This window comes from Streptomyces hokutonensis, from assembly GCF_000376565.1.
GTDB classification, from domain to species: domain Bacteria; phylum Actinomycetota; class Actinomycetes; order Streptomycetales; family Streptomycetaceae; genus Streptomyces; species Streptomyces hokutonensis.
Genome location: NZ_BARG01000011.1, coordinates 42,989 through 55,332, shown reverse-complemented (window position 1 = coordinate 55,332; position 12,344 = coordinate 42,989). Strand labels below are relative to the sequence as shown.

Below are 12,344 nucleotides of genomic sequence, written 5' to 3'. Positions count from 1 at the left end.
CCGTCCCGCACCTCAGTCCCGGGCCAGCCCGAACCGCGCCCGCAGACCGCTGCGTTCATCGGTGGCGACGGCCGCCGCGCCCGCGGTCACCGTCTCGTACACGGACAGGATGTCGGCCCCGACGGTGGACCAGTCGAAGCGCCGGACATGGGCGCTCCCCTGCCGGCTCAGCTGCGCAAGCCGCTCGGGGTCGCCCAGGAGCCGTACGGCCGCCTCGGCGAGGGTGTCCGCGTCCTCGTTGGTGAACAGCTCGCCGGCCGCGCCCTGGTCGAGGACCTGCGCGAAGGCGGGCAGGTCGGAGGCGAGGACCGGGGCGCCCGCCGACATGGCCTCGACGAGGATGATGCCGAAGCTCTCGCCGCCGGTGTTGGGGGCGACGTAGAGGTCGATGCTGCGCAGGAAGCGGGCCTTGTCGTCGTCGCTGATCATGCCGAGGAACTCGACGCGGGAGCGCAGTTCCTCGGGGAGCGTCTCGACGGCCTCCTCCTCGTCGCCGCGCCCGGCGACCAGCAGCCGCGCGTTCGGCCGCTCGGCGAGGATCCTCGGCAGGGCCTTCATCAGCACCGGGAGGCCCTTGCGGGGTTCGTCGATGCGCCCTATGAAGCCGATCGTCTCCCCCTGCCACTCCGGCTTGGGTTCGGCGCGGGCGAAGAAGTCGACGTCGACGCCGTTCGGGATGACGACCGCGTCCCCGCCGAGGTGTTCGACGAGCGTGCGGCGGGCGTACTCGCTCACGGCGATCCGCGCGCTGATCTTCTCCAGCGCGGCCTGGAGGATCGCGTACGCGGCGATCATCGCCCGGGAGCGCGGGTTGGAGGTGTGGAAGGTGGCGACGATCGGGCCCGAGGCCGCCCAGCAGGCCAGCAGACCGAGCGAGGGCGAGGTCGGCTCGTGGATGTGGATGACGTCGAACTCGCCGTCGTGCAGCCAGCGTCGGACCCGGGCCGCGGACAGGAAGCCGAAGTTCAGCCGGGCCACCGAGCCGTTGTACGGCACCGGGACCGCACGACCGGCCGAGACGACGTACGGCGGGAGCGGGGTGTCGTCGTCGGCCGGAGCGAGGACGGACACCTCGTGGCCGAGCCGGATGAAGTACTCGGCGAGGTCTCGGATGTGGAACTGGACGCCGCCCGGCACGTCCCAGGCGTAGGGGCAGACGATGCCGATCCTCACGAGGGCCCCTTCGTGGGGTCGAGATCCGCGAGCCACAAGCGCTGCAGCATGTGCCAGTCCTCCGGGTGGTCGGCGATGCCGGTGGCGAAGGCGTCTGCCAGCGCCTGTGTCATGACAGACGTCTTCTCGGCCCGGTCACCTGACTCGGGTACCTCGACGGGCGGATGGACGCGTCCCTGCATGACCGGCGAGTCGTCGTACCAGAGCGTCACCGGGAGGAGCAGCGCGCCCGTCTGCTGGGCGAGAAGGGCGGGTCCTGCGGGCATCCGGGTGGCCTCGCCGAAGAACTCGACCTCGACCCCGGAGGCGGACAGATCGCGCTCGGCGACCAGACAGACCAGGCCCCCGTCGCGCAGCCGCCGGGCCAGGGTGCCGAAGGCGGTGCCGCCGCTGTGCGGCAGGACCTCCATGCCGAGGCCCTCGCGGTAGGCGACGAAGCGGTCGTAGAGCGTCTCCGGCTTGAGGCGTTCGGCGACCGTGGTGAACGGCGTCTCCAGCTTGGTGGTGACCCAGGCGCCGGCGAGGTCCCAGTTGGCGAGGTGCGGCAGCGCGAGGACGACGCCCCGGCCGGAGGCGATGCCGTCGGTCAGGTGGTGCACGTCCTTGGGGTCGAAGCCCGTCTTGACGCGCTCGGGGCTCCAGGCGGGGAGCCGGAAGGACTCCATCCAGTAGCGCAGGTACGACCGCATGCCCGCGCGCGAGAGCTCGGCGAGCCGCTCGGGGCTCGCGTCGGGCACCACGCGCGCGTAGTTGCTCTCCAGCCGTCGTACGCCCTTGCCGCGCCGCTTCCAGGCGAGGTCGGCGATGGTGCGGCCGAGCCGGACGGCGACCGGCTCGGGGAGCTTCTTGACGGTGCTCCAGCCGAGGCCGTAGAGCGCGTCGGTCAGCCGCTCCTGGGCACTGCTCACGGGGTCGCCCCGGTGCTGTGCTGCTCGGCTTCCTGAGCCGCCGCCGCGTCGGCCTCGGCGGCCTCCCTGCGGACCGTGACGACCCGCTGGATCAGCGTGACGATGCTGCCCACGGCGACGATCCACAGCGCGATCGGCAGCAGCCACTGGATGCCCGGGACGCCGAACTTGTGGAGGCCGGAGAGACCGCACGCGACGAGTGAGATCACCAGTCGCTCGGCCCGCTCGACCAGACCGTTGACGGCGACGGGCAGCCCGATCGCCTCGCCGCGCGCCTTGGTGTACGACACCACCTGGCCGCTGGCCAGGCAGAAGATCGAGACGGCGCACAGGGCGATGTTGTCGCCGCCGCCCGCGTACCAGAGGGCCAGACCGCCGAAGACCGCGCTGTCGGCCACCCGGTCGAGCGTGGAGTCGAGGAAGGCGCCCCAGCGGCTGGAGCGGCCCAGCTGGCGGGCCATGTTGCCGTCGACGAGGTCGGAGAACACGAACAGCGTGATCACGACCGTGCCCCAGAAGAACTCGCCCATGGGGTAGAAGACCAGCGCGCCCGCGACCACCCCGGCGGTGCCGAGGAGGGTGACCGTGTCGGGGCTGACGCCCCGGCGGATCAGAAACGCGGCGAACGGCGTGAGGACACGCGTGAAGAATGCACGCGCGTACTTGTTCAGCATGGCCTTCCCGAGGGTCGGTGTCGCCGCGCGGCCCCTGCTGGCCACCGGCTGGCCCATCGTAGCCACGCGCACGCGTGAGCGACGGCCGGGCACCCGCACCCCCGTGTCACGAGAGGATGCCATCGGTGTCACGTCCGGATCGCGTCCGCCGTATGGACGCACCGTGACGGGAGTGGAAAGCTCGAACCACCGCGGGCGTCATCGGAGCCGCCACCGCACGCGGCACCGTGTGTCCGCGCCCACAGTGACCTCACCGTGCACGGGAGGCAAGGCCATGGGCGACAAGGCGAACGCACACCCCGGAGCCGCCGGCAGGGCTACGGCGGCCGACCACCCCGCGTCCGTACGGAATGTGGTGCTGGTCGGCCACTCCGGATCGGGCAAGACGACTCTGGTGGAGGCCCTCGCGCTGACCGCGGGGGCGGTGAACCGGGCGGGCCGCGTGGAGGACGGCGGCACCGTCTCCGACTACGACGAGATCGAGCACCGCCAGCAGCGCTCGGTGCAGCTCTCCCTGGTGCCCGTCGACTGGGACGGGTACAAGGTCAATCTTCTCGACACCCCCGGATACGCCGATTTCGTCGGCGAGTTGAGGGCCGGTCTGCGTGCGGCGGACGCGGCCCTCTTCGTCGTCTCGGCCTCCGACGGCGTGGACGGCTCGACCCGGATGGTGTGGGAGGAGTGCGCGGCGGTCGGCATGCCGCGCGCCATCGTCATCACGCACCTGGAGTCCGCCCGCGCGGACTTCGAGTCGATGACCCGGTACTGCGCGGAGGCGTTCGGCGCGGACGACCCCGACGCCGTACTCCCGCTGTATCTGCCGCTGCACGGCGCGCCGGGGCCCGACGGGCACGCGCCCGTGACCGGGCTGGTCGGGCTGCTGTCGCAGAAGCTGTTCGACTACGCGTCCGGAGAGCGCAAGGAGTCCGAGCCCGGGCCCGACCAGGTGCCCGGGATCGAGGAGGCCCGCAACCGGCTCATCGAGGGGATCATCTCGGAGAGCGAGGACGAAACCCTCATGGACCGCTATCTCGGCGGCGAGGACATCGACGTCAAGACGCTGATCGCGGACCTGGAGCGGGCCGTCGCGCGCGGGGTGTTCTTCCCCGTCCTGGCCGCCGCCCCCGCCGCCGAGGGCGCCCGTCAGGGTCTCGGCACGGTCGAGCTGCTTGAGCTGATCACGCGCGGTTTCCCGACCCCGCTGGAGCGCGAGGCGCCCGGGGTCACCACGGTCGACGGCAGGGCGCGGGAGCTGAAGGCGTGCGACCCGAACGGGCCGCTGGTCGCCGAGGTCGTGAAGACCGCCTCCGACCCGTACGTCGGCCGGGTCTCCCTGGTGCGCGTCTTCTCGGGCACCCTGCGCCCCGACGAGACGATCCATGTCTCCGGGCACGGGCTCGCCGACCGAGGGCACGAGGACCACGACGTCGACGAACGCGTCGGCGCCCTGTCCGCGCCCTTCGGCAAGCAGCAGCGGGCGCTCACGCACTGCATCGCGGGCGACCTCGCGTGTGTGGCGAAGCTGGGCCGCGCGGAGACCGGGGACACCCTCTCGGCCAAGGACGACCCGCTCCTGATGGAGCCCTGGGAGATGCCCGACCCGCTGCTGCCGCTCGCCATCCAGGCGCACAGCAAGGCGGACGAGGACAAGCTCTCGCAGGGCCTGAGCAGGCTCGTCGCCGAGGACCCCACCATGCGCCTGGAACAGAACCAGGACACCCACCAGGTCGTCCTGTGGTGCCTCGGCGAGGCCCACGCGGACGTCGCCCTGGAACGGCTGCGCAGCCGCTACGGCGTCCAGGTCGACGTCGTCCCGCACAAGGTCTCCCTGCGGGAGACGTTCGCCGCCAAGGCGCAGGGGCGTGGCCGGCACGTCAAACAGTCCGGCGGGCACGGGCAGTTCGCGATCTGCGAGATCGAGGTCGAACCGCTGCCGGGCGGCACGGGCATCGAGTTCGTGGACAAGGTCATCGGCGGCGCGGTGCCCCGGCAGTTCATCCCGTCGGTGGAGAAGGGCGTAAGGGCCCAGGCCGCCAAGGGAGTTGCGGCCGGGCATCCGCTGCTCGACGTACGGATCACGCTCCTGGACGGCAAGGCGCACTCGGTGGACTCCTCGGACGCCGCGTTCCAGACGGCCGGCGCGCTGGCCCTGCGGGAGGCGGCGGCCGACGCGAAGATCCATCTCCTGGAACCGGTGGCCGAGGTGACCGTCCTGGTCGGCGACGACTACGTGGGCGCGGTGATGAGCGACCTGTCCGGGCGGCGCGGCCGGGTGCTCGGCACCGAGCAGACGACCGGCGGACGCACACTGATCCGGGCCGAGGTCCCCGAGATAGAGATCGGCCGCTACGCCGTCGACCTCCGCTCCCTCTCCCACGGCACGGCCCGGTTCAACCGCGCCTACGTCCGCCACGAACCGATGCCTCCGCAGATCGCCGAACGGATCCGCGAACAGGCGGGCGACGCATAGGAGTTGATACCGGGTGGCTCACTTGTGGCTTGCGACGACCCACAAGTGGCTCAAATGGAACGATCTGTTCCGGGCAGGCGGGCGGCTTCGGTCGTCCGCCTACGGATGTCAGTGATGGCCGATACGCTGATGACCTGATCAACAGGTGTGCGGAGCACGGAAGTCGGGAAAGCCGCAGAAGCGGGAGCAGCGGCGATCGGGGGCGGGAATGACCGTTGACAGCGGTTATGCGGACATCTTCGGACCACAGGTGCCGCGTACGGGCGACGAGGGCCAGACGGCGACCTTCGCGCTGGCCTCGGCGGCCTACCGGGACAACCCGGTCGCGGACATCAAGAAGGCCGACAACGAATGGCACCAGACGACCGTCAACGAGGGCCGCAAGTGGGCGACGATCTTCCGCCCCAACCTCGGTGAGGCGTTCGCCGGAGCCGTGGTGGCCCGCATGCTCGGCCCCGGCCGCAAACCGCTCATCCAGTCGTTCGGCACCGAGCCGCAGGCCGTCGTGGAGCACGCCCTGGCGGCCAACAACATCCGCCGCGCGCGGGACAACCGGCTGTCCATGATCATGGTGCTGTGCGGCCTGCTGTTCCTGCCCGGGCTCGTCGTCTGGCTGCTGGTCTTCCAGCTGCGCAGCCTGATCGACAAGCGCACCCAGACGAACAAGCGGGCCGGCGCGATCGCCACGACCCTGCTCGTCGCGGTGGGCGCCGTCGCCGTGATCTTCCTGGTCAAGGCGCCGTTCGAGGGCTTCTGGTCCTGGTACGCGCGCGCGTGCGTCGTCCTCCCCGTGGTCGGCTGGCTGTGGGCCAAGCAGGTCTGCGAGAACACCGCGAAGGATCTGCGCGGGCGCTGGGACAGCCTGCTGTCCGGCAGCAGCGTCGGCGCCAAGGTCCCCGAGGCGGTGCCGACCAGCCCCGGCGAGACCCAGGCCGAGCAGCTCCGCCAGTCCCTGGCCAAGCTCAGCGCCGAGCAGCAGTCCAACTCGATCTTCTATGCCGGCCCCAAGGGCATCCTCGGCATGGGCACCCGCTGGGGCAGCTGGCAGCTCGCCGAAGACCTGATCGCACGCGACGCCGACCGGGAGATCCACCCCTTCCGCAGCTGGGACGTCATCCGCAACATCCACGACGACCTGCGCATGCTGGAGCGCAACACGATCAACACCGGCGGCTTCCCGAAGGCGTCGGTACGGCACTGGATCGTCACGCCGGTCGGCGAGGGCGCCAAGGCGGTGTCCCGGCCCGACGGCACGGACGTGGAGGCGTACCAGGTCAAGTCGCACGCGATACAGGACATCTGCAACAAGCAGCAGTTCGGCAGCGGCGAGCGACACTACCTGGGCGTGCAGTGGACGCTCTGGGAAGGGCAGTTGATCATCACGATGATGATCACAGTGACCGTGCTGCACAAGACACTGCGCATCGAGATCACCGGGCACGCCCTGGGTCCCGTGAACTCACTGTTCACCGGCAAGCCCGAGGCCCCGACGAAGGATGTCCAGAAGACCCTCAAGCCGTGGGAGACCCGCAAGGTCAAGCTCCCGCTGGTCCCCGCCGACGAGGTCGTACGGCTCGCGGTCCGCGCCCCGATCACCTGGTACCCGCCGCTGCTCAACTGGCTCGGCGGTTCCATATCCCTGCCCGAGCCGTTCGGCCTGCGGCACGCCTGGGCCGACCAGCCCTGGCGCCACCGCTTCATGGCGGACGACGCGCTGCGCGCCGCGACACCGGTCCTGCGCGTGGTGCACGCGGCGGCGATCCGCGTCCTCGACGAGAACGGCGTGGACACGGAGAAGTTCGGCAACCGCTCGTCGTTCCTCAGCACGAACGTGCAGGACGCGTCCCCGCGGAAGGCCGACCTCTACGACGCGTAGCCGGCCCCCGTCGCGTGGCTCACGCCGTGGGCCACGCGTCCGCCAGCATCTTCCTTGTGTCCGCGAGGAGTTGGGGCAGCACCTTCGTGTGGCCGACCACCGGCATGAAGTTGGTGTCGCCGCCCCAGCGCGGGACGATGTGCTGGTGCAGATGGGCGGCGATGCCCGCGCCCGCCACGCTGCCCTGGTTCATGCCGATGTTGAAGCCGTGGGCACCGGACGCGGTACGCAGGGCCGTCATCGCCTGCTTGGTGAGCGCCGCAAGCTCCACGGTCTCCGCGTCGGTCAGGTCGGTGTAGTCGGCGACATGGCGGTAGGGCACGACCATCAGATGGCCGCCGTTGTACGGGTACAGATTGAGCACCCCGTACACGAGCTCACCGCGCCTGACGATCAACCCGTCCTCGTCCGATTTCGCCGGAATCGAGCAGAAGGGGCAACCGTCGTCGGCACCGGGGCCGGTCGGCTTGTTCTCGCCCTGGATGTAGGCCATCCGGTGCGGGGTCCACAGGCGCTGGAACGCGTCCGGCGTCCCCACTCCGATCTGCTGCTCCGGCTCACTCGTCATGCAAGTCAGCATATGGCTTCGCCCGTTCGCGGCGTGTCGCCGGGGTTGCGCGAAGGGGGCCCGCCGCCAAGCTGGTCCGATGGACGACGACACCCGCAAGGCCCGCTGGGAGCGCAGCACGGAGGTTCCGCTCGCCGTGGCGTCGATGGTCTTCCTCGCCGCGTACGCGGTCCGCATCCTGGCCCACGGCCTGTCCGGCGACTGGCAGGACCTCTGCCTCGCCGTGCTGTTCGCCGCGTGGGCGCTCTTCGCCGTCGACTACGCGGTCCGCTGGCGCCTCAGCGGCCAGCGGCTGCGCTTCGTCCGCACGCACTGGCTGGACACCCTGGTCCTGATCCTGCCCCTGCTGCGCCCGCTGCGGGTCGTCAAGGCGTACGAGGCCGTACAGCGACGGCACGGCGAGCCCCGGCTCGCGCTGCACGCGCGCGTGATGGTCTACGCCGGGCTGTCCACCACCCTGCTGGGATTCGCCGGCGCCCTGTCCGTGTACCAGACCGAGCACACGGCACCGGGCGCGACGATCAAGACCTTCGGCGACGCCGTCTGGTGGACCTGCGCCACCTTCGCGACCGTCGGCTACGGCGACGTCGTGCCGATCACCCCGCTCGGCCGGCTGATCGCGGTCGGCATGATGGCCATCGGCCTGGCCCTGCTCGGCGCCGTCACCGGAACCTTCGCCTCCTGGCTGCTCCAGGTCTTCGCGAGGGAGGACGACGAGAGGCCCCCGGGGATCTGAACTCCCCCGAGGGCCTCCCACAACCGAACCGAGGGACTCAGACCTGCACCCGGTCGGCCACGATCTGCTCGATCTTCGCGATGGCCGCGTCGAACGCGATGCCGTTCTCCTGCGAGCCGTCGCGGTAGCGGAAGGAGACCGTGCCGGCGTTCATGTCCTCGTCGCCGACGATGACCATGAACGGCACCTTCTGCTTCTGCGCGTTGCGGATCTTCTTCTGCATCCGGTCCGAGGAGGAGTCGACCTCGACGCGCAGGCCCTTCTTCTTGGCCGCTGCGGCGAACTTCTCCAGGTACTCGACGTGCGAGTCCCCGATCGGGATGCCCACCGCCTGCACGGGCGCCAGCCACGCCGGGAACGCCCCCGCGTAGTGCTCGAGCAGCACCGCGAAGAACCGCTCGATGGACCCGAACAGCGCCCGGTGGATCATGACCGGCCGCTGCTTGGAGCCGTCGGGACCCGTGTACTCCAGGTCGAACCGCTCCGGCAGGTTGAAGTCGAGCTGGACCGTCGACATCTGCCAGGTCCGGCCGATCGCGTCCTTCGTCTGGACGGAGATCTTCGGCCCGTAGAAGGCGGCGCCACCCGGGTCAGGCACGAGCGGCAGCCCCTGCTTCTCGGCGACCTGGCGCAGCGTCTCCGTGGCCTCTTCCCAGACCTCGTCCGAGCCGACGAACTTCTCCGGGTCCTTGGTGGACAGCTCCAGGTAGAAGTCGGTCAGACCGTAGTCCCGCAGCAGGTTCAGGACGAACGTGAGCGTCTTGTCGAGCTCGTCGGCCATCTGCTCGCGCGTGCAGTAGATGTGCGCATCGTCCTGCGTGAAGCCCCGCGCGCGGGTGAGGCCGTGCACGACGCCCGACTTCTCGTACCGGTACACGGTCCCGAACTCGAAGAGCCGCAGCGGCAGTTCACGGTACGAGCGGCCGCGCGCGTCGAAAATCAGGTTGTGCATCGGGCAGTTCATGGGCTTGAGGTAGTAGTCCACGCCCTCGTCGAGCTGCATGGGCGGGTACATGCCGTCGGCGTACCAGTCCAGGTGCCCGGACGTCTCGAAGAGCTTCCCCTTCGTCGCGTGCGGGGTGTAGACGAACTCGTAGCCCTCCTCCTCGTGGCGGCGCCGCGAGTAGTCCTCCATGACCCGGCGGACGACACCGCCCTTGGGGTGGAAGACGGCGAGGCCGGAGCCGATCTGGTCCGGGATGGAGAAGAGGTCCAGCTCGTTGCCCAGCTTGCGGTGGTCGCGCTTCTCGGCCTCGATCAGGAAGTCGAGGTGCGCCTTCAGCTCCTCCTTGGAGGGCCACGCGGTGCCGTAGATGCGCTGGAGCATCGGGTTCTTCTCGCTGCCACGCCAGTACGCGGCGGCGTTGCGCATCAGCTTGAACGCCGGGATGTTGCGCGTGGTGGGCAGGTGGGGGCCCCGGCAGAGGTCCTTCCAGCACAGGTCGCCGGTCTTGGCGTCGAGGTTGTCGTAGATCGTCAGCTCGCCGCCGCCGACCTCGACGTCCGCGCCGTCGTCGGTGGACGCGGAACCCTTGATGCCGATGAGTTCGAGCTTGTACGGCTCGTTCGCCAGCTCCGCGCGGGCGTCCTCGTCGGTCACCACGCGGCGCGAGAAACGCTGGCCGCGCTTCTGGATCTCCTGCATCTTCTTCTCGATGGCCTTGAGATCCTCGGGCGTGAACGGCCTCTCGACGTCGAAGTCGTAGTAGAAGCCGTCCTTGACCGGCGGGCCGATGCCGAGCTTGGCCTCGGGGAACAGCTCCTGCACGGCCTGGGCCATGACGTGCGCGGTGGAGTGGCGCAGGATGTTGAGGCCGTCGGCGGAGGAGATCTCGACACCCTCGACCTCGTCCCCCTCGGAGACGACGTAGGCCAGGTCCTTGAGCTCTCCGGCCACGCGCGCGGCGATGATCGAGCGCTCGCCGGCGAAGAGCTCGGCGGCCGTCGTGCCCGTCGTCACCGTGCGCTCTTCCCGCTCGGAATCGCGTTGGATGATCACGCGGACGTCTGACACCGGTCTCTCCTGACTGCGGGGTGGATGCGGCGCCATACCGTGAGCGCGCGCAATAGGGGATCGTACCGACCCTAAGGGCCCCACCGCGAAACGGTTGCCCCTGGGCTCCCCTCCCTCAGTCCTCCCCGCTGCACGCCTCCTCGAAGAAGTCGAGGTTCTCCTGAAGGGACTTCATCAGCCGGTCCCGCTCCGCCTCGTCCACCTGCACGGGTACGACCCCGGAAGCGCCGGTCAGCCTGCGGAAGCCGCCCCGGCTCTCCAGCCGCCCGTGCACCCGGACCGGGAGCCCGACGAGATGGGCGTGACCGGCTATCCGGTACGACTCCTCGTCCAGCGTCATGCGGACGTGCCCGACCTCGGCGCCGGCGATCACCTGCATCCGTACGGTGCCCTCGCCGCGCGGCCCCGAGCGGCGCATCCGCACCACCGAGCCGGTGATGCGCACGGGCATGGAGGGTTCCTCGCGCAGATAGCGGGCCCCGGCCGCGCGCAGCACGGGCAGGTCGCCGGGCGAGAACTCGACGGCCTCGGCGGGGGCGGCACAGCCCTCGGGGACACCTGCGGCGGGCGCCCACTCGACGGCGATCCGGGCGCCCTCGGTGCCGCGCACGAGCGCGACGACGGCCTCGGTCAACTCGCGGCTGACGCCCGCCTCGACGGCTCCGTCGAAGGCGTCCATGCCGCCGGTGGCCCGCTCGTAGTCGATGGCCTCGCGGGTGGCGTACAGGGCCTGGTGCAGGCGTACCGCGAGGGTGCGGCCGGTGTCGACGGGGACGAACGCGGTGAGCTGCCGGCCGCCGGGGGCGGATCCGACGAGGACGTGGTCCAGGGACGCGGCGGCGGGGCGGCGGTGGCGGGCGCCGTAGTAGCCGGCCCGCGCGCGGGTGGCGAGGGCGGCGGCGAGCAGCATCTGGCGGGCGGCGGCGCGGAGTTGTTCCTCGATGGTCCAGGGCGCGGTGCCGGCCGGGCCGGTGGGGATGTCCCGCCACCAGCGGATCTCGTCGCTCGGTACGGCGAGGCCGACGAGCACCTCGCGGGCGGAGGGGGTGTTGCTGCGGGCGAGGGCGACGAGCGCCTCGCCGAGGAGGTCGTCGCTGTCGGGGAAGGCCCGGCTCTCGGGGACCAGCAGGCTGGTGCCCGAGCCGCCGGGCCCGGGTGGGGTCCAGCGGCCGTAGCGTCCGGGGGCGCCGCCGCGCCGCTGCCAGCCGTGCCGGCGCAGCAGGGCGCCGAGGACGGCGGGGTCGACCCGGTCGGGCTCGGGGGGACGCTCCCAGCCGGTGACGGCGTGGTCGTCGGGGTGCGGCCGTACCTGCCTCAGGTGTTCCTCGACCGGGCGGTCCCTCATGGCCTGCCTCCCGTCCCGACCCGCGTCATGATCTCGCACAGCGCCCGGTCGTCGAAGATGCGTGCGGTCGGTATCCGCACGGTGGTCCGGGTCCGGCCGGTGATCGCGTGACCGGCGAGGTTGACCCAGTAGCAGCAGTGCCGCAGGTCGAGCCGGTCGTGGCTGGCGCGCAGCCAGTCGTCCTGGGAACGCGGGACGAGCATCACGACCAGGATCTTGTGCACCGAGACCGGGGTGCGGGCGAGCTTGCGCAGGTGGTCGTTGTCGAGCGTGAAGGAGAAGGAGCGGCCGGGCGGGTTCGGCGGGACCTGGTACGTGCACTTGAGCTGCACCTTGATGGTGACCTCGTCGTCCACCGTGTGCCCGGGCGAGCCGTGACTGACGTGCCAGTCGATGCCGTTGTCCGGAAAGGGCTGGGACAGCGAGCAGCCGGCCGCCGCTGCGACGGCGTGCAGATAGCCCACCTGCAACGTTTCCATGCAGGCGGTGGTGGCGAGCGATCCGCGATGGGGTGCCGTCCGTTCGGGCAGCAGCCCGCCCCGCTCGGGCTGCGCTATCACCATGACCAATTCGCCTTCCA

At 70.7% G+C, this 12,344-nt stretch carries 10 protein-coding genes; 3 read left to right on the top strand and 7 right to left on the bottom strand.

Going from position 1 to position 12,344, the window contains the following annotated elements:
• Nucleotides 1-12: 12 nt before the first annotated feature.
• Genes SSP08S_RS04395 through pgsA form a run of 3 tightly spaced genes read right to left on the bottom strand, consistent with a single transcriptional unit; the run spans nt 13 to nt 2,812 of the window.
• Nucleotides 13-1,173 (bottom strand): glycosyltransferase family 4 protein, encoded by a 1,161-nt coding sequence (locus SSP08S_RS04395; protein ID WP_019066357.1) that lies wholly within the window; start codon nt 1,171-1,173, stop codon nt 13-15.
• On the bottom strand, nt 1,170-2,081 hold the full coding sequence (locus SSP08S_RS04390; protein WP_019066356.1) for a phosphatidylinositol mannoside acyltransferase: 912 nt from the start codon (nt 2,079-2,081) through the stop codon (nt 1,170-1,172). The genes SSP08S_RS04395 and SSP08S_RS04390 overlap by 4 nt, the downstream gene beginning before the upstream one ends.
• Nucleotides 2,078-2,812, bottom strand: a complete 735-nt coding sequence (gene pgsA, locus SSP08S_RS04385; protein WP_078532334.1) for a phosphatidylinositol phosphate synthase — start codon at nt 2,810-2,812, stop codon at nt 2,078-2,080. The genes SSP08S_RS04390 and pgsA overlap by 4 nt, the downstream gene beginning before the upstream one ends.
• Nucleotides 2,813-3,029: 217 nt before the next feature.
• On the opposite strand from pgsA, the gene SSP08S_RS04380 reads away from it, so the two are divergent.
• Entirely contained in the window at nt 3,030-5,225 is a 2,196-nt protein-coding gene (locus SSP08S_RS04380; protein ID WP_019066354.1) for an elongation factor G-like protein EF-G2, read from the top strand.
• Nucleotides 5,226-5,433: 208 nt separating this feature from the next.
• On the top strand, nt 5,434-7,101 hold the full coding sequence (locus SSP08S_RS04375; RefSeq protein WP_019066353.1) for an AbeC-like domain-containing protein: 1,668 nt from the start codon (nt 5,434-5,436) through the stop codon (nt 7,099-7,101).
• Nucleotides 7,102-7,120: 19 nt separating this feature from the next.
• On the opposite strand, the gene SSP08S_RS04370 is transcribed toward SSP08S_RS04375, so the two are convergent.
• Complete coding sequence (locus tag SSP08S_RS04370; RefSeq protein WP_019066352.1) at nt 7,121-7,681, bottom strand: HIT family protein; 561 nt, start codon at nt 7,679-7,681, stop codon at nt 7,121-7,123.
• A 67-nt stretch (nt 7,682-7,748) separates the two neighbouring features.
• On the opposite strand from SSP08S_RS04370, the gene SSP08S_RS04365 reads away from it, so the two are divergent.
• Nucleotides 7,749-8,405: a potassium channel family protein gene (locus SSP08S_RS04365; RefSeq protein WP_019066351.1), complete on the top strand. Its 657-nt coding sequence runs from the start codon at nt 7,749-7,751 to the stop codon at nt 8,403-8,405.
• Between the two features lie 37 nt (nt 8,406-8,442).
• Here the strand turns inward: SSP08S_RS04365 and thrS are convergent, their stop codons facing one another.
• The 3 genes from thrS to SSP08S_RS04350 form a co-directional block, all read right to left on the bottom strand.
• A complete protein-coding gene (gene thrS / locus SSP08S_RS04360; RefSeq protein ID WP_019066350.1) occupies nt 8,443-10,419 on the bottom strand; it encodes a threonine--tRNA ligase in 1,977 nt (658 codons plus the stop codon).
• 115 nt (nt 10,420-10,534) lie between these two features.
• Nucleotides 10,535-11,764 carry a hypothetical protein gene (locus SSP08S_RS04355; RefSeq protein WP_019066349.1) on the bottom strand — a complete coding sequence of 410 codons (1,230 nt, stop codon included), beginning with the start codon at nt 11,762-11,764 and terminating at the stop codon, nt 10,535-10,537.
• A complete protein-coding gene (locus SSP08S_RS04350; protein ID WP_019066348.1) occupies nt 11,761-12,327 on the bottom strand; it encodes a DUF4365 domain-containing protein in 567 nt (188 codons plus the stop codon). The genes SSP08S_RS04355 and SSP08S_RS04350 overlap by 4 nt, the downstream gene beginning before the upstream one ends.
• Nucleotides 12,328-12,344 lie beyond the last annotated feature (17 nt).